The organism is Mediannikoviicoccus vaginalis (genome assembly GCF_928097925.1).
Lineage (GTDB): Bacteria > Bacillota > Clostridia > Tissierellales > Peptoniphilaceae > Mediannikoviicoccus > Mediannikoviicoccus vaginalis.
In genome coordinates this window covers 1,426,375-1,443,462 of record NZ_CAKMRI010000001.1, presented here as the reverse complement: position 1 = coordinate 1,443,462, position 17,088 = coordinate 1,426,375, and the positions used below count along the sequence as shown (strand labels likewise).

16 protein-coding genes are annotated in these 17,088 nt (G+C 35.6%); 7 read left to right on the top strand and 9 right to left on the bottom strand.

The window, feature by feature from the left end:
- Positions 1-19: 19 nt before the first annotated feature.
- The 5 genes from L6651_RS06640 to L6651_RS06620 form a co-directional block, all read right to left on the bottom strand.
- Positions 20-988 carry an ABC transporter ATP-binding protein gene (locus L6651_RS06640; protein ID WP_237037181.1) on the bottom strand — a complete coding sequence of 323 codons (969 nt, stop codon included), beginning with the start codon at positions 986-988 and terminating at the stop codon, positions 20-22.
- The gene (locus tag L6651_RS06635) at positions 957-1,925 is read right to left on the bottom strand and encodes an ABC transporter ATP-binding protein (RefSeq protein WP_237037180.1); all 969 of its coding nucleotides are present in this window, start codon (positions 1,923-1,925) and stop codon (positions 957-959) included. The genes L6651_RS06640 and L6651_RS06635 overlap by 32 nt, the downstream gene beginning before the upstream one ends.
- On the bottom strand, positions 1,925-2,761 hold the full coding sequence (locus tag L6651_RS06630; protein ID WP_237037179.1) for an ABC transporter permease: 837 nt from the start codon (positions 2,759-2,761) through the stop codon (positions 1,925-1,927). Before L6651_RS06630 ends, L6651_RS06635 begins: the two co-directional genes overlap by 1 nt.
- A 1-nt stretch (position 2,762) precedes the next feature.
- A complete protein-coding gene (locus L6651_RS06625; protein ID WP_237037178.1) occupies positions 2,763-3,683 on the bottom strand; it encodes an ABC transporter permease in 921 nt (306 codons plus the stop codon).
- A 79-nt stretch (positions 3,684-3,762) separates the two neighbouring features.
- Positions 3,763-5,406, bottom strand: coding sequence for an ABC transporter substrate-binding protein (locus tag L6651_RS06620; RefSeq protein ID WP_237037177.1), 1,644 nt, complete (start codon positions 5,404-5,406; stop codon positions 3,763-3,765).
- 250 nt (positions 5,407-5,656) lie between these two features.
- Here L6651_RS06620 and L6651_RS06615 point away from each other — a divergent pair, with 250 nt between their 5' ends.
- The 5 genes from L6651_RS06615 (at position 5,657) to L6651_RS06595 (ending at position 11,703) form a co-directional block, all read left to right on the top strand.
- Positions 5,657-6,307, top strand: coding sequence for an HAD family hydrolase (locus L6651_RS06615; RefSeq protein WP_237037176.1), 651 nt, complete (start codon positions 5,657-5,659; stop codon positions 6,305-6,307).
- Between the two features lie 11 nt (positions 6,308-6,318).
- Positions 6,319-7,665 (top strand): CCA tRNA nucleotidyltransferase, encoded by a 1,347-nt coding sequence (locus L6651_RS06610; protein ID WP_237037175.1) that lies wholly within the window; start codon positions 6,319-6,321, stop codon positions 7,663-7,665.
- A gap of 2 nt (positions 7,666-7,667) precedes the next feature.
- A complete protein-coding gene (locus L6651_RS06605) occupies positions 7,668-9,011 on the top strand; it encodes a sigma-54 interaction domain-containing protein (protein WP_237037174.1) in 1,344 nt (447 codons plus the stop codon).
- A gap of 263 nt (positions 9,012-9,274) precedes the next feature.
- Positions 9,275-10,237, top strand: a complete 963-nt coding sequence (speB, locus tag L6651_RS06600) for an agmatinase (protein ID WP_237037173.1) — start codon at positions 9,275-9,277, stop codon at positions 10,235-10,237.
- Complete coding sequence (locus L6651_RS06595; RefSeq protein ID WP_237037172.1) at positions 10,237-11,703, top strand: YjiH family protein; 1,467 nt, start codon at positions 10,237-10,239, stop codon at positions 11,701-11,703. Before speB ends, L6651_RS06595 begins: the two co-directional genes overlap by 1 nt.
- A 43-nt stretch (positions 11,704-11,746) precedes the next feature.
- Here the strand turns inward: L6651_RS06595 and L6651_RS06590 are convergent, their stop codons facing one another.
- Positions 11,747-12,799 carry a DmpA family aminopeptidase gene (locus L6651_RS06590; RefSeq protein ID WP_237037171.1) on the bottom strand — a complete coding sequence of 351 codons (1,053 nt, stop codon included), beginning with the start codon at positions 12,797-12,799 and terminating at the stop codon, positions 11,747-11,749.
- A 113-nt stretch (positions 12,800-12,912) separates the two neighbouring features.
- On the opposite strand from L6651_RS06590, the gene nhaC reads away from it, so the two are divergent.
- Together nhaC and L6651_RS06580 are read left to right on the top strand one after the other, a co-directional pair.
- Positions 12,913-14,331, top strand: a complete 1,419-nt coding sequence (nhaC, locus tag L6651_RS06585) for a Na+/H+ antiporter NhaC (protein ID WP_237037170.1) — start codon at positions 12,913-12,915, stop codon at positions 14,329-14,331.
- A 1-nt stretch (position 14,332) separates the two neighbouring features.
- Positions 14,333-15,319 carry an asparaginase gene (locus L6651_RS06580; protein ID WP_237037169.1) on the top strand — a complete coding sequence of 329 codons (987 nt, stop codon included), beginning with the start codon at positions 14,333-14,335 and terminating at the stop codon, positions 15,317-15,319.
- 40 nt (positions 15,320-15,359) lie between these two features.
- Here the strand turns inward: L6651_RS06580 and L6651_RS06575 are convergent, their stop codons facing one another.
- The 3 genes from L6651_RS06575 to L6651_RS06565 form a co-directional block, all read right to left on the bottom strand.
- Positions 15,360-16,043 (bottom strand): TIGR00266 family protein, encoded by a 684-nt coding sequence (locus L6651_RS06575; RefSeq protein WP_237037168.1) that lies wholly within the window; start codon positions 16,041-16,043, stop codon positions 15,360-15,362.
- Positions 16,043-16,546 carry a GNAT family N-acetyltransferase gene (locus L6651_RS06570; RefSeq protein ID WP_237037167.1) on the bottom strand — a complete coding sequence of 168 codons (504 nt, stop codon included), beginning with the start codon at positions 16,544-16,546 and terminating at the stop codon, positions 16,043-16,045. The genes L6651_RS06575 and L6651_RS06570 overlap by 1 nt, the downstream gene beginning before the upstream one ends.
- A gap of 133 nt (positions 16,547-16,679) precedes the next feature.
- The gene (locus L6651_RS06565; RefSeq protein WP_237037166.1) at positions 16,680-17,084 is read right to left on the bottom strand and encodes a metal-dependent transcriptional regulator; all 405 of its coding nucleotides are present in this window, start codon (positions 17,082-17,084) and stop codon (positions 16,680-16,682) included.
- Positions 17,085-17,088 lie beyond the last annotated feature (4 nt).

Genomic DNA, 17,088 nt, shown 5'->3' with positions numbered 1-17,088 from the left:
ATATAGGAGGTTTTTTATCTTATTTCATATCATCACTATTATAGCAATACCAAATGTGTCCATCTTCTTCTGATTTTTCTGGAAAATCTTTTTTACAAATTTCCGTTGCATATTTACACCTACTTCTAAATGGACAGCCTATTGAAAAATATTCTATTTCTTCAACGTCTTCTATAACCTCTTCTTCGTCTAGGTTTATTTTTGGAATTGATTCTAGTAGATATCTTGTGTATGGATGTTTAGAATTTTCGAATATATCCTTCTTATTTCCTATTTCACATATTTTACCTTTTAACATTACACATATTCTATCCGCAAGATAGTTGACTACAGAAAGGTCGTGGGATATGAATATCATGGTTAGGTTTAATTCTTTTTGTAACTCCTTAAGCAAGTTTAAAATGCTTGCCTGCACAGACACATCAAGGGCTGACACCGGCTCGTCACAAATAATAAGCTTTGGCTCTATGGCAAGGGCTCTACCTATTCCAACCCTCTGTCTTTGCCCTCCTGAAAGATTTCCAGATTTTCTATTAAGAAACTTCTCGTCCATATTAATGTGTTTCATAACTTCTTTTAATCTTAAATCTCTTTCCTTGCCCTTCATCTCCTTGCGAAGATATAGTAGCGGCTCTTTTATTACATTTGCCACTGTCATTGTAGGGTCCAGAGACAGAAATGGATCTTGAAATATCATCTGTACATTTTGTCGAAGTTTTTTTATTGCCTTTTTATCTTTGTACTTTATGTCATTTCCCATAAAGGATATTTTTCCGCTATCAATCTCTTCAAGTCCAATTACAGCACGACCAAGTGTAGTCTTGCCACATCCCGATTCTCCAACAAGGCCTAATATTTCTCCATTGTAGATTTCCATAGAAAAGTCATCTAATGCTTTTGTATCTTTATTGTTGTCATAAGTTAAGTCAACATTTTCAATTTTTAAAATCACATCTCTATTTGTATTTAAGGCATCTAACTTTTCCATCTTCCACCTCCAAAAACTCTGGTTTCAATTCATCACAAAGGCAAAATTTTTCATCACATCTGTCGGCATACTTACAAAGTGCCGGGTATTCTTCTGGAACCGGCACCGACCCTCTAATTGGTTTTAAATACTCTTTTCCAATCTCTGGTATTGAATTTAGAAGGTCAGCTGTATAAGGGTGTTTTGGTTTTGAGAAAATATTTTTTGATAAATTCTCTTCCACCACTTCACCACAGTACATTATATTTATTCTCTCTGCTATTTGCGAAAGCACCGCCAAATCATGGGACACGAAAATAATGGAAGTGCCGTTGTTTTTATTTAAACTTTTTAATAAATTTATTATTCTTGACTGTACTGTAACATCAAGTGCCGTTGTTGGTTCATCTGCAATGATTAACTTTGGCTCGTTTATAATTGCCATTGCTATTACAACCCTTTGACAAAGCCCTCCTGAAAGTTGATGAGGATATTGATTATATCTCTTCTCCGGGTCGTTTATGCCAACTGAAATCATTGTATCTATAACTTTTTCTTTGATTTCTTTTCCATTTAATTTTGAGTGAAGCTTAAGTCCTTCTCCAATTTGGTGACCAACTTTCTTTAATGGATGGAGTGCCGAAACAGGCTCTTGAAATATCATGTTTATAAATTTGCCTCTGATATTTTTAAAATCTTTTTTAGTTTTAATTTCCTTTCCTTCAAAGTAAATATTTCCCGAAAAGATTTCCACTCCCGGTGGAAGGATTCCAAGAATTGCCTTACAGACCATACTCTTTCCACATCCCGACTCTCCCGCCATTCCAACGACCTGTCCTTTTTCTATGGTCATGGAAAAGTCTTCCACAAGTAAAATCTCTTTTTTATCTTTTCTAACACCAATGGTTAAATGTTCCACAGTTAAAAGATTTGTTTCTTTAGATGAAGATATATCCATTACTTAATCTCCTTTCTATCTACGCCGTAGTATACACTTAACTCGTCTCCGAGAAAATTAAAACTAAGAGAAAGTAATAATATAAACACTCCCGGAGCTATAGATATCCAAGGTGCATCAAATAAAAACTGTCTTCCTTTGGAAACCATTAGACCAAGACTTGTTCTTGGAGCTTGTGCACCAAACCCCAAGAAGCTAAGGGCAGCTTCTGCAAGTATGGAAGATGGTATTCCCATTGTGTAAAGCACAAGGATAGTATGTTTTATATTCGGTAAAATATGTTTAAACATCATTGCATATTTTGTTATTCCCGATGCTCTTGCAGCGTCTATATATGGTAAGTTGATAATCTGTTTTGTCTGAGCCCTAATAATTCTTGCAGAAGATGTCCATCCGAAGATTACAAGCGCAAGTATCATTGACCCAGTCCCAGACCCCATGTTATATACAATTGCCATGGCAAGTATCATAAATGGATATGAAAGGCCGATATCTACAATTCTCATTAAAAGCGAATCTAAAAACTTATTAGAAGACCCCGCAAGCATTCCTATAAAAGATCCTATAATAATGTTTATAGTTGTAGGTACAAAACCTATAAACAACGACATTCTAAGTCCATATATAATTCTTGAAAAAATATCACGACTTAGTTCGTCAGTTCCCAAAAGATATTCTTTAGATGGTGGCGAAAGTGGCGCTGAAAAACTTGTTTCATCCACCTGGTATGGAGCTATTAGTGGTGCAAAAATTGCCATAACTATAAATATTACAATTATAATCATGGAAATTATTAAAACTGGTCTCTTCTTCGCAAATTTTAAAAAGTTTTTCATATTATTCCACCCTTATCCTTGGATCTATAATCGAATATAAAATATCTGAAATGAAATTTCCAAATATTATTACAGATGTTGCAAGAAGTATTGTTCCTTGAAGTAAAGGCAGGTCTCTATTTGTTAAAGCTGAAATAGATAGTGTTCCAAGTCCTGGTATTCCAAAGATTGTCTCTGTAATCATTGCACCACCAAGTAGTGAAGTGAATTGTAAGATCATTATGGTTACTATCGGTAGCATACTAGATTTCAAGGCATGTTTTAATATTATTTGGAATTTAGAAAGTCCCTTTACCTTTGCAGTATCTATATATCCCTCTGCCAAGATGTGATTGATGTTGGTCTTTAACACTCTGGTTATTTCTCCTGAGAAACTCCACCCAAGTACAATAGATGGAAGTATCAACTCTTTTAAAGTTCCAAATCCAGAAATTGGAACAAGCTTAAGTTTATATGCAAAAATATATTGAAGAAGTATGGCTATCCAAAATGATGGCATAGATATTCCAAGTATTGAATTGAACATAAATATTCTATCCACAATTGTACCTTGATACATCGCCGCAATTACTCCAAATAGTATCCCAAATCCCCAGGATATTATCATTGCTGCAATTGAAAGTTTTAATGTGTTAGGAAAAGCCCTCTTAATAATTTCCACCACTGATTGATTCATTATAATGGATTTTCCCAAATCCCCTTTGAACAATCTGGCTATGTAACTAAAAAATCTTTCCATTACTGGCTTATCTAGTTCAAGCTCCGATGTCACTCTCTCATAAACTGCAGAATTTGTCTTTTCTCCAATCAATGCCGTTGCTGCATTACCTGGAATAATATTCATTAGTATAAACGTTATAAATATCACTCCGAAAAATATTAAAATCGATTGACCAAGGCGTTTTAAAATAAATTTTTTCATATCATCCTCATTATCTTTCATATCCACATGAAAAACCCCTCCATCCTAAAATGGATTTCGGGGTATTCATATCAGTTTTTTATTCGTCTACAATTTCAACTCCATAAGTAGCTCCTGCTACCCAACCTTGCCATGAAAGGTTAAGGTTTTTAACTCTTGGACTAGTTATAAAGTGTCTTACTTTTGAAGCAATTGGGAAGTAAAGTGCTTTTTCTTTCACTATAACTTCATCTAATTCGTTAAGCGCTGCTATTCTTTCTTTTGCATCAGTAATAGCTCTTGCTTCATTTATCTTCTTAGTAAGTTCTGGGTCGTTAATATTGGATCCATCAGACTTGCTGTTTTCGTCTGTAAATTGTGCATAGAAATCATCTGGATCTGCCACGTCAGCTGTTGTAGGACCAATTGTCATAGAGTAGCCTTCGCCACTAAATACAGTATCCCAATAGCTAGTCATATCCATGTTTTTGATTTCAGCGTCAATTCCAACTTCTTTTAACATCTTTTGAAGCATTTCGTTCATTGGATGAGTATAGTCTGAATCTCCATTTTGAAGAATTACGAATGGATGGCTCTTGTCGATGTTTGCCTTTTCAATTAAAGCCTTTGCTTCTTCAGGATTGTATTCAATTGCAGGTAAATCTTCTTTATAACCTGGCATTCCTGGAGGAACTACACCATTTAATAATATACCTTCTCCATCGTAGAAAGTTTTGTTGAAAGTTTCTCTGTCAATTGCTTTGCTTATTGCTTGACGAACTTCAACCTTTGCCATGTTAGGATCTTTTTGATTAAATATCATATAGTCCATACTTGGAGCTAAGAAATCAATAATATTATCTTTATGTTTATCATCTTCTTTGTACTTTTCATAACTTGTCTTGTCAAGACTCATAAAGTCGATTTCGCCATTTTCAAACATCATTCTTTCTGTAGCTTTATCAATGTTCATAAGATATCTAACGCCATCAACCTTTGCAGGTTCTTTAAAGTAATCGTCATTTCTCACTAGGTTGATTTCTTTATCTTGAGTCCAGTCTTTGAACTTCATGTATCCTGTACCAACAGTGTATTCAGGATCAAAACCAAACTTATCCTTTCCTTCTTCAACAGCTTTTCTGTTAAATATAGATGCTGGCGCTCCTGAAAGTCCTGCAAGGAATGGACCAGATGGTTGTTCTAGTGTAAGTTCAACAGTGTAATCGTCAATTACCTTAACACCTTCTACACTGTCAGCTTTTCCATCAAGTTTATCTTTTGCTCCCTTAATGTTTTCAAAAACAGAGCTGTTTACAGTTGCTTCTTTAGGATCCATCATTTTTTCAATTGTGAAAAGCACATCGTCTGCCTTAAGTTCTTCACCATTGTGGAACTTAACGCCTTGGTTAAGATGGAAAGTGTAAACTAATCCGTCATCAGAAATTTCCCAGCTTTCTGCAAGACTTGGTACAATTTCTGGTTTGCCATCGGAACCTACTTCTGTTTCAACTAATCTATTATAGATTTGAATTGGAATGAAGTAGTCTGCATTAGTCTTTTGAATGTCTAATGTCTTTGGGTTTTGAAAAAGAGTAAGCGTAAATATCTTGTCACCCTTTTCTTCAGTTTGCGTTTGAGCCGAAGCTCCAGATGCATCTGTTGACGTGTTATTTCCAGTTTTAGGGCTACAAGCCGTAAAAAGGAAGGCTGCTATCAACAGAATTGATAGTAATTTTTTCTTCATATATACCCCCTTGGTTATTATAAAATAAAGTAAAATCGTATAAAATTTTTATATCAGACTTTACTTTATTTCTATCTTTTTTATTATATCATAACTCTATACTGTTGTGTTATGTTTAACAGGTATTTTTGTATAAGTAAATTTAGTTGTGTTTATTTTATCTCTTAATGTGAAAATTTATTTTCCTTTACACCACACCAATTCGCAAATTTACTTTCTCTCATGTTATACTTACCTAAGGAGGTATTTAATGAAAAAAACTGCAATTTTTGACATGGACGGCACCATCATAGACTCGATGCCAAAGTGGGGCACTGTTATTGAAGACTATTTCAAAGACCTTGGAATTGTCTTTGATGATGATTATAAAAAGTCTTTAATTGGACTGTCCATGCATAATATAATAAATAATATTAAAACTGACTTTGGTCTTAGTGAAGACCCAAATGACTCTTATCATAATATATTGGGGCTTATGCTTCATGGATATATTAATGAGTTTGCATTAAAGCCAGGCGTGATTGACTGTTTGGAAAATTTAAAGGCTGATGGCATAAAGATGGCAGTTGCAACTGCAACTCCGGAACATATTGCGATGGAAGCTCTTAAGGCCAAGGATTTGATAAAGTATTTTGAGTTTGTTCAAACCTGTGACAACATAAATCATCACAAGAATGATCCGATGTACTGGAAAAAGGCAGCTTTAAGACTTGAATCTGACATGCCTAATACGGTTGTCTTTGAAGATGCGCTATACTGTATCGAAACCGTTAGCAATCTAAATGGAAATATTATTGCAATATCCGACGAGGCTTCTTTTCATGATGAGGAGATTATAAAGTCTTTGGCAAATCAATTTATAAAAAGTTATGACGAGTTAGATTACGATATTTTTAAATAGGATGTGGTCTTATGAACTTACCTAAAGAGGTAATTTATATATTAGAGCGATTTAAAGAATATGGTTTTTCCGCCTATCCTGTTGGAGGCTGCGTTAGGGACAGCCTCCTCGGAAAAACTCCCGGTGATTTTGATATTACCACCGATGCAACTCCTAGTGAAACTTTGGAGGTTTTTAAGGAGCAAAAAACCATTCGCCTCGGTGAAAAGTTCGGAACCATTGGCGTTCTTTTAAATGAAAAGATATATGAAGTAACCACCATGAGGTATGACCACGACTATGTTGATAGTAGGCACCCTTCTGCTGTAAGTTTTACAACGGATCTTGTTGAAGATTTGAAACGAAGGGACTTTACAATTAACGCAATGGCCTACGACTATTTTAATGATGAAGTAATTGACCCCTTTGATGGAAAGCTTGACCTTGAACAAGGTATCATTAGAGCTGTTGGCGAGCCTTCGAAGAGATTTGAAGAAGACGCCCTTAGAATTATGCGGGCTTTTAGGTTTGCCAGTCGATTTAATTATGTAATTGAAGAAAAAACGCTTTCGAGTCTTTGTAATTCCGTTCCCCTTTTAAAAGAGATTTCCATGGAGCGTATTAGAGAGGAACTTAACAAGATTCTTCTTGAATCAAATTTTGAAAATCTTCGTATGTTATATAACTGCGGCGTGTTTAAGGTGTTATTTCCAGAGATTGACGCCATGTTTAAGACCACTCAAAACAACAGTTTTCATGTTTATAATGTAGGGGATCACAGCTTGATGGCGGTGACGAAGATTAAAAATGATGTAAGGCTAAAGTATGTGGCCCTTCTTCACGACCTTGGCAAGGTTCCTGCTAAGACCACTGGTGAGGATGGAACGGATCACTTTTATTTTCACAGCAAGTACTCTGTTGAACTTGCCCGAGACGTATTAAATCGTCTAAAGTTTTCAAACGAAGACAAGAAACACATTCTTAAAATAATTGAATTTCATGACACTGTACTAAACACAAAGCTTAGGTCCATTATGAAGTTTGTTGTAGATAGAAGCTTTACCTATGACGACTTTTTAGATTTACTTGAAATGGAAAAGGCGGACATCTCTTCACAAAATCCATATTATATCCACCGTTTGGAAAATCTAGAAAAGGTAAAGGAAGCCTATAGAAAAGTTTATGAAGGACCAACAAAACTTTCGGACCTTGCTATAAATGGCAGCGACATGATTGGAATTGGATATGAAGGGGAAAACATAAAAAAAGTTTTACAGTATCTGTTGAAACAGGTTATTGGAGAGCCTAAGATTAATGAAAGAGAAAAGCTAATTAGCATTGCAGAAAAGGTACATGATGACATTTGTAGAGGTGAATGATTGTGACTAAGAACATTATAAATAAGAATTTTTTAAGCAAAGTTCTGGACAATTCCAATCAGGGCATACATATAGTTGATCCTACTGGGACAACTCTATATTATAATAAATTAGCTGAAGAGATTGACGGCATTTCTAAGGAAGAAATTTTAGGCAAAAACATGAAGGACCTTGTAAGGACGGGACTTTTTTCAAGATCCGTCGCCCTTGATGTAATTGAATCGGGCAAGCAAAAAGAGGTTGTTCAACATATAAATGACAAGATTGTTATTGCTACAGGCGTTCCCATTATGAAGGGTAGAGATTTAGAAGCTGTGGTGGTGTTTGTTAAAGATTCAAAACTTCTTCGTGATATGACACTGCAACTTAAAGATTTACTTATTGAAAATAACTCCATGGCAGAAAATCTTTCTAAATATAATTCGAAATACTTAAAGGAAGGAATTATAATTTCAAATTCCAAAGCCATGCAGAGAATTATGAAAGTTGCAAATAGAGTTTCCAAGCTAGAAACGCCCATATTTTTACTCGGCGAGCCGGGATGTGGAAAGACGATGTTTGCAAAGTACATTCACGACAACTCTCTTAGAAGCGACAAGCCCTTTATAAAGGTAGACTGCTCTGCAATTCCAAAGTCAATTATCGAAACGGAAATGTTTGATGACGAAAATAGTTATAACGGTTCTCTACTTAAGCAAGCGGAAGGTGGAACTCTATTTATTGACGAGATTGCAGATATGCCACTGCCATGTCAACAAAGACTGGTATATGAATTAAATAGGATTAAAGAATCACATTCAACAGACGGAAATAGTCCTAGTATAAGAATTATAGCTGCATCAAATGAAAACATCAGCAAAAACATTTCCGATGGAAAGTTTAGAATGGATTTATATTATCTACTTAACATTATTCCAATTAAAATTCCCCCGCTTAGGGATAGAGGTGAAGATGTTATTCCACTTATCAATCTATTTTTAAACAAGTACAATGAGTTTTACAACGAAGACAAATCAATTTCTCCAAATTGTAAAAAGTTTTTAATCAATTACAGTTGGCCTGGAAATGTGCGTGAGCTAGAAAATATAATTGAAAGGCTTGTTGTCACCAGCGACACCGATGTAATTGACGTGGAACATGTGGAAGAGTTTATAAATAATTTTTACACTAAGATTGATGACGGCAAAACTTTTAAAGAAAAAGTTGAAAGCTATGAGAAGAAACTTATTCTTGAATATAGCAAGCAGGTGTCTTCAATAAAAGAACTTTCAATCCTTGCGGGGATAAATGAATCCACACTTCGAAAGAAGATTGAAAGATTTAATTTAAATATTACATTTTCGTAACATATCTTTTCGGAAAATTTTCCAAACATTCGGAATTTTTTCCGAAAATTTTTTTATTCATAATTCCCATTCTTTGACATAAAACTTTTATTTTGGAATTTTTTCCAATTTCAATCTTTACTGAGGGAATGTTTTCCTTTGTTTTTCAGCACATTTTTCACCTTTAAAACTTGCATTTATAAGCATTACCCCATATACTTTGCTTGTAAATCATTTCTTGCAAGGAAAACAATTTAGAAAAATTTTAAAAGGGGTAATGAAAAATGACAGAAAAAAATATTAAACAACCGGCAACAGCATTTGCTTCACCAAGATTTGTTAACACAGGAAACTTTATGCGTATGCAAAGATTCGACAATGCAGAAGGATTAGACTTTGCGATCTACGGAATTCCTTTTGATACAGCTTGTTCATACAGAGTTGGGGCAAGATTTGGTCCTCAAGCTATAAGAAACATTTCTGTAATGATGAAGACTAACAATCCTGTACACGAAGTTAATATCCTTGACTACCTAAAGGGTGGAGACCTTGGAGACGTTAACGTTGTTCCTGGATACATACATCCAACTTATGATGCAATTGAAAAATTTGCAAGCGAAATAATTAAGGCAGGCGCTATTCCAATAGCTCTTGGTGGAGACCACTCTATAACTCTTGGAGAACTTAGAGCAGTAGCAAAGGAACACGGACCTGTATCACTACTTCACTTTGACTCCCACGCTGACATTAACGACACAGTGTTTGGAGAAAAGTACAATCACGGAACTCCATTTAGAAGAGCAATTGAAGAAGGATTAATCGATCCACATAAATCTGTACAAATTGGTATGAGAGGATCTCTATATGATGCTGGCGAATTTAAACTAGCTAAGGACTTAGGATTAACTCTTATTCCAACTCACAAGGTTCGTGAAATGGGAATTCCTGAAACAATTAAAAAGGCAAAAGAAATTATCGGAGATAACAAAGTATTCTTAACTTTCGATATCGACTTTATAGACCCTGCTTATGCACCTGGTACAGGTACTCCTGAAGTTGGTGGATACACTTCACTTGAAGGTGTAGACATTATCAGAAGATTAGAAGGATTGAACTTTGTTGGAATGGACGTAGTTGAAGTTGCACCTCCATATGACCATGCGGAAATAACTTCTCTACTTGCAGCTAACTTAATCTTTGAATTCTTATCAATCCTTGCATTAAATAAGAAAGCGAAACAAAAATAATGAAAGAGCAAACTAATTTTAGAGGAGCTCTTAGTAAGTCAGAAATTCGAGATCTAAATTTAGATCTCGAAGACTTACACCAGTTAGACTCTTTCGATTTAAAACCAAATGATAGAAAAAAAGGGATTGCTAAAAGTTTGATTTTCACAGCCATAGCAATCTTTATCTTTTTTATTCCAATTACAATTGACGGCAAGACCGATATTACTTTTGGAATAATTTATAACGGACTTATGAACTTAACAGGAAATTATGGACTATGGTTTGTAACATTAATAACCATAGTGACTGCGCTACTTAGTATATATGGCAAGTACTTTGCAAAGAGCGGAAAAATCTATGACTACTTTCATGGCGACTCTATAATACATCCACTGATTTATACAATCGGTGCAGCATTTGCCCTACTATACACAATGAATGCAACAACTTCATTTAATGGACCTGAAGTTATTGTTGGTCCATCAACCGGGGGTACTGTAATTCCATCAATAGCTGTTGCAGTTTTCTGGATAATATTGGTTTCATCATTCTGTATGCCATTTTTAATCAACTACGGCTTTATTGATTTAATAGGAACTTTGATGGAGCCACTTATGAGACCGGTTTTCAAACTTCCTGGAAGAGCAGCAATAAACGCATTAGTTTCATTCCTTTCCAGTAGTTCAGTTGGTGTACTTGTTACAAACAAGTTATACCGTAGAGGAGTTTATACTGAGAAAGAGGCAGTACTAGTTGCAACAGGTTTCTCTGCAGTATCTGTAGGTTTTGCCTACATGGTAATTAAAACTGCAGGGCTTCAAGATCACTTTGCCCTTGTTTACCTTGTGTCTGCTTTTATGACACTTATGATTTCAGGAATAGTTGGAAGAATCCCTCCTTTTAACAAAAAGAGAGATGTCTATCCAAATGGCAAGGTTCAAACTAAAGAAGACATTGACAACACTAAGTCTTCATCAAATGGAATCTTTTCAACTGGTGGAAAAAGAGCAGTTAAGAAAGCATTCTTAGCGCCACCACTTGCGGGAGAAATCAAATCAAGTCTTAAGGACAGCGTGGAAGTTATACCAAAGGTAGTTACTTCACTTTGCGCAATTGGTACAGGAGCTTTGATACTTGCAGAAAACACACCTATCTTTAGATTTTTAGGAAAACTTTTCGTGCCACTTCTAAATCTATTGAGAGTGCCTAATGCAGCTGACATTGCCGCAAGTTTCCCTGTTGGAATAGCAGAGATGTTCTTGCCTGTACTTTTAATAGCAGAAAAGGTACCTGTGCTTCATCCACAAGCGAGATTCTTAGTTGTTTCAGTTTCGATTTCACAAATAATATTCTTTGCTGAAACAATAGTTGTAATGATGTCTGCGAAGTTACCTATAAAATTATGGGAGCTTGTAGTTGTGTTCATTGAAAGAACAATACTTGCAATCATAATAGGTTCAATCTTTATGCACATCTTATTCTAAAAATAAAGTCAGTATTTTAGTACTACCAAAATACTGACTCTTTTTATTTTAAATATTCTTCGAAGTCTCCAATCTCTTGCAGTACATCCCTTAACGATTCCACTTCAAAGTCCTTGTATCCCTTCACCTTTTCTGCATGAATCATGGAGCTTAAAATACTTTCGTGAATTGCATCTATTGTAGCAGAAAAAACATCATCAATCTTGTCATCACTTAAGCATTTTATTTCTACAAAATCGTCTTTTTCATGTAACACTTTATTATAAGTTGAAAAAGCAAGGGCAATTTCTCCACTGCCATTTCCAGAGTTTGCTCCCGTTCTTGAAATTCCCGCCATGGCTCTCTTACAAACCCTCTTTAACTGTCTTGATGAAAGTGGAAGGTCCGTTGCAATAATAATTATTATTGATCCCTGTTCCTTTTCTTTGTCCACAGGTAACTTTTTTTGTAATCTGTCTTCCCTAAGTGCTTTTATATTTTTTCCATCAATGGTTAGTTCGTGAAACTTTGCATGGTTAGTTAGAACTAAAACTCCTACGTTGTAGTCCCTGTCATAGTGAACCACCCTTGAAGAAGTTCCAATTCCCCCTTTAAGTTCATGGCATCTCATGCCACGTCCTGCACCAACGGCGCCCTCTTCAAAGTCCACTGATGCACCTGTTATTGCTTCAAGCACATTTTCTTCTGTAACATGAAGTCCTCTAATATCATTTAGTCTCATATCGTTACATTCAAGCACTGGACAGTTAATGGTTCCAGTGTCCACTCCAATTTCTGGATTTTGTTCAAGCATATACTTTACAGATGCTGTAAGTGCCGTTCCCACTGAAAGGGTATTGGTAAGCACTATTGGAGCTTCAATTGTTCCAAGTTCATCAATTTGAATTAGCCCCTGTGGCTTTGCAAACCCATTTACCACATGGCTTGCGGCTAAAAGTTTTTCTTTAAATATATTTTCCTTTGGCACTATGGCAGTTACTCCCGTTTGAACATCTCCCGTTTTAATTGTAACTTGTCCTACCTTAACACCTTCAACATCTGTTATAGAATTATTTTTGCCTTTTTTATACATACCGATTTCTTTTTTTATTCCCATAACTACTCCTCCTATCCATTAAAATTTTCACAATTTTCTGCTTTAAATCATCATTGACAATGCGATTACTTATATCATACTATACTATTATATCTTATTAAAAGGAGGACATTATGGAAAATATTAAAGAGAAAAAAAGACCGGAGTTTGGTTATGCCATTATAATCTTATTAACACTGGCAGCTATCTTAGTCTATGGACTTAGTGTAATCAAAGCTCCCCTTGCTGTAATTATGTTTATTGCATGGATTGTTGTAAATCTATTTGCCATAAGACTTGGCTACAAGTATAAAGAGCTTGAAAAAATTGCAATTAAACAAGTTGGCCACTCACTTCAATCGGTGGTTATAATGCTTGCAGTTGGTATGCTTATATCATCATGGATTGCATCGGGAACAGTTCCTACAATAATCTACTACGGATTAAAGATTATTAATCCCGACTACTACCTTGTAACAACTTTGGTTATTTGTGCCATAGTTTCAATGTTCACAGGAACATCATGGGGAACTATTGGGACAGTAGGTGTGGCGCTTTTAGGAATTGGAATAAGTATGGGAATTCATCCTGGAATGATTGCAGGTGCACTTATATCAGGTTCATGGTTTGGAGATAAACTCTCTCCACTATCAGACACTACAAACTTCCAATCAGGAGTAATGGGAGTTCCGCTTATGACCCATATTAAGCACATGCTTTACACCACAGTGCCATCCTTTATAGTTTCAGCAATACTTTTCTTTATATTAGGTAGAGGTAACGCTGCATCCTTTGACGACACTGTAATAACACAGATTACAGGTCAATTAGATTCATTTTTCAAAATCAGTTTTATTACACTAATACCTTTAATAGTGGTTATAGTACTGTTGATTATGCAAAGACCAGCATCACAGTCAATTCTTATTGGTGCAATCCTTGGAATGGCCCTTGCTATATTCTATCAAGGCTTTGATGCAAAAATGGTTATTGGTTCAGGACTAACAGGATTTAACTACGAATTCAATGACGAATTCTTCAATAAACTATTAAACAGAGGCGGCATGGACTCCATGACAAGGACAATACAAGCCCTAATCTTTACTACTGGACTTGGTGGAATGCTTAGAGAGATGGATATTTTAAAAGTTCTTGTAGATCCGATTTCAAAGAAGATAAAGTCAGACTTTGCACTAATCTTCTCAGGAATCTTTATAACATACCTATCCATTGCACTTACAGGTTCTCACATGTTTGCATCAATCATGGTTCAATCAACAATGCTAGACCTTTATAAAAAGAATGGACTTAAGCCAGAAAATGCTTCAAGAATAACAGAAGACTGCGGTACACTTGGAGTTACATTAATTCCATATGGAGTTACGGCCCTATTTATCGTTGACACCTTGGGAATCGACTTTGCAACCTTCTTCCCATACACATTCTTCTGCTTCCTATGTCCAATCTTCAACCTACTTTGTGGTTTAACAGGCATCGGCATTGCAAGATACACAGAAGAAGAAATGAGAGAAATGAATTTACAAGAGGTATAATATGGAAAAACTCGCAATTACAACTAGAGGCAGCATCGAAGACATGTACACCTTTGGTAATATTGTGGTAGTCGGCGAAAACAATAAAATAATTTATGAAAAGGGAGACAGTTCGGAAATTTCCTTTCCAAGATCTTCCGCAAAATTAATGCAAGCTCTAACACCTTTAGCCCTTAGTGCTAAAGAGGAGTTTGACCTTACAGAAAAAGAGATTGCAGTTATTTGCGCTTCCCATTCAGGAGAGGACTTTCATATAGAGACCATAAGAAATATTTTGAAAAAAGCTGGTCTTGATGAAAGCTATTTAAAATGTGGACCCCACTATCCTTTCAAAGAAGATGTTGCAGAAAAAATGAAAAAAGATGGCATCAAACCTAAAGACATTCACAACAACTGCAGCGGCAAACACACGGGGATGTTACTTGCATGTAAGATAATGGGCTGGGATATGAAAGATTATTATAAGATTGACCACCCAGTTCAAAGAAAGATTACAGAAAATATAGAAAGAGTTTGCGAGTGTAAAATCCCTCTGGAACATATTTCAGTAGATGGCTGTGGCGTTCCAGTGCATGCAATGACCATGAGGGAATTTGCCCATGGCATGCAGAAGATGAGTGACTTTGAAAATTTAGAAGGATTTGAAGAAGCTTCAAAAGATATTTACAACGCAATTACAAAACATTCCAAATACACTTCCGGATCTGACAGAATAGATCACTATCTAATCTCAAGATACCCTGGAAAAATAATTGTAAAATCAGGAGCAAATGGCTACTTCGGAGGATACCTTCCAGACAAAAAATACGGTTTCTGTATTAAGACCTACGACGGAATAAGCTCCGTAAGAAATCTTATTTTAATTGAACTAATGAAGAAATTCGAAGTTATCCCACAAGAGGATTATGATTATTTTGAAAATCTATTTACAAACAAGATTAAAAACCACCGTGAGGAAGTTGTTGGTGAGGTAAAAGTTTTATTGTAATTTAAAAACTGTTGGACAAATATCCAACAGTTTTTCCTTTTTAATCATTTGCCTTAATGCTATTTGCCATTATTAAATTTGCAATTTGAGATATTGGCATGCCTTGTAGGTACACTTTGCCTGGACCTGTAACAACTGTATTGAACACGCCTTCGCCGCCTAAAAACATATTCTTTAGGCCTTCTACTGATTTTATTTCCATGTCGCATGTTGCATCCATTGCAGCAAGGTTGCCTGTGCTTATAACTATTTTTTCTCCAGGGTTTAGGTTTATAATTTCGCAGTGTCCATCTATTTCTATAAATGCCTTGCCATGTCCTGACAGTCTTTGCATTATAAATCCTTCACCACCAAAAAAGCCTGTACTTAGTTTCTTTTGGAATTGAACTGATAGGTCAACTATTTCTTCGCTTGCTAAAAAGGCGGACTTTTGTGCAACAATATCTCCATCTTCTATGTCGAAGGCTAAAATGCTTCCAGGAAATGACGATGCAATTGCAATTTCTCCTTCCGTTCCGTTGACGCAGGTGTATCTGTTTTGAAACATCTTTTCACCGGTGAACAGTCTTCCCAATGCCTTTCCAACTCCTCCCCTTGTTGTGGTTTCCATCTTTAGGTTTGGTGTCATCCAGCTCATGCCGCCGCCTTCTGTTATGATGCTTTCTCCATTTTCAAGTTTCACTTTAAGTACTGGAAGGTTTCCTCCAACTATTTCATATTTCATTATCTCAACTCCTTTTGATATGCATTTCTTAAATCGCCATTCTCTAGGCGAATTATTCCACAGTATTTATAACCTAGACTCTCTAAAAGCCCCTTCATGCTTTCATTGTCTTTATGGGTGTCCACTCTAATGTTTTTTATTCCTTTTGATTTCGCAAGTTCTTCAATTTCTTCAAACATCTTCTTGCCATAGCCCTTGCCTCGGGAATTTCTAGACACGGCAAATCGATGTACCGTCACATAGTCCTCTCCATTTAGCCAAGCGCCATCAATTTCTAAATAGGTCTTGTCAACGCCTTCTGTAACTGCTGTTGTTCCGACTATTTCTTCTTCGTCTTCTAGCACATACGAAAATTTATTTTCCATGTCTCTAAGTAAAGTCTCAAGACTAGGCCCTTCATCTTGCCACTGATTAACGCCTTTTTCCTTAAGGATAAGTCTTCCATCTTCATATATGCTTAAAACTTTTATGATGTGCTTTTGTTTCGTCTCTATTAGTTTCATTCTTTCTCCTATCTGATTTAAGTTTATATTAAAAATGATAATTTTAAAAGTATTTTTTGTAAATTTTTTAAAGAAAAAGCCAAGCCCAATTTCAATAAGTAATAAGATAAGAACTGGACTTGACTTCTATGTTTTAAATATTTTCGTTTGTGTAGATTCTTTTTCCGTTAGGAGATTTTTTAGGGTAGTCTAAGAACTTATTAAGGGCTGCAAACATTTCATCGCTTGTGACATGTTCTAATAAGTCAGATTGGTTATGGACGATGCTTCCATCAAGACCCAATACATCCACCAAAAAACATTCCCAAACTCTGTGTTTGGAGAGAACTTCCTTGGCACTCTTGTCTCCAGATTCACTTAGGTAAATTTTTGTCTTATCTTGGATTACAAGCCCATCTTCTACGAGTTTTTTGATCATTTCACTTACCGATGGCCTGCTAATGGAAAAATAATCAGATATATTTTTGTTATTAGTATATCCCTTTTCTTTTGACAGTCTGTATATTGCTTGAATGTAGTCTTGTCTAATGTAATTCATGGCT

Coding starts and splice junctions, on each gene's coding strand:
- L6651_RS06640 (WP_237037181.1), bottom strand. CDS start 988: ATGGAAAAGTTAGATGCCTTAAATACAAATAGAGATGTGATTTTAAAA.
- L6651_RS06635 (WP_237037180.1), bottom strand. CDS start 1,925: ATGGATATATCTTCATCTAAAGAAACAAATCTTTTAACTGTGGAACAT.
- L6651_RS06630 (WP_237037179.1), bottom strand. CDS start 2,761: ATGAAAAACTTTTTAAAATTTGCGAAGAAGAGACCAGTTTTAATAATT.
- L6651_RS06625 (WP_237037178.1), bottom strand. CDS start 3,683: ATGAAAAAATTTATTTTAAAACGCCTTGGTCAATCGATTTTAATATTT.
- L6651_RS06620 (WP_237037177.1), bottom strand. CDS start 5,406: ATGAAGAAAAAATTACTATCAATTCTGTTGATAGCAGCCTTCCTTTTT.
- L6651_RS06615 (WP_237037176.1), top strand. CDS start 5,657: ATGAAAAAAACTGCAATTTTTGACATGGACGGCACCATCATAGACTCG.
- L6651_RS06610 (WP_237037175.1), top strand. CDS start 6,319: ATGAACTTACCTAAAGAGGTAATTTATATATTAGAGCGATTTAAAGAA.
- speB (WP_237037173.1), top strand. CDS start 9,275: ATGACAGAAAAAAATATTAAACAACCGGCAACAGCATTTGCTTCACCA.
- L6651_RS06595 (WP_237037172.1), top strand. CDS start 10,237: ATGAAAGAGCAAACTAATTTTAGAGGAGCTCTTAGTAAGTCAGAAATT.
- L6651_RS06590 (WP_237037171.1), bottom strand. CDS start 12,799: ATGGGAATAAAAAAAGAAATCGGTATGTATAAAAAAGGCAAAAATAAT.
- nhaC (WP_237037170.1), top strand. CDS start 12,913: ATGGAAAATATTAAAGAGAAAAAAAGACCGGAGTTTGGTTATGCCATT.
- L6651_RS06580 (WP_237037169.1), top strand. CDS start 14,333: ATGGAAAAACTCGCAATTACAACTAGAGGCAGCATCGAAGACATGTAC.
- L6651_RS06575 (WP_237037168.1), bottom strand. CDS start 16,043: ATGAAATATGAAATAGTTGGAGGAAACCTTCCAGTACTTAAAGTGAAA.
- L6651_RS06570 (WP_237037167.1), bottom strand. CDS start 16,546: ATGAAACTAATAGAGACGAAACAAAAGCACATCATAAAAGTTTTAAGC.
- L6651_RS06565 (WP_237037166.1), bottom strand. CDS start 17,084: ATGAATTACATTAGACAAGACTACATTCAAGCAATATACAGACTGTCA.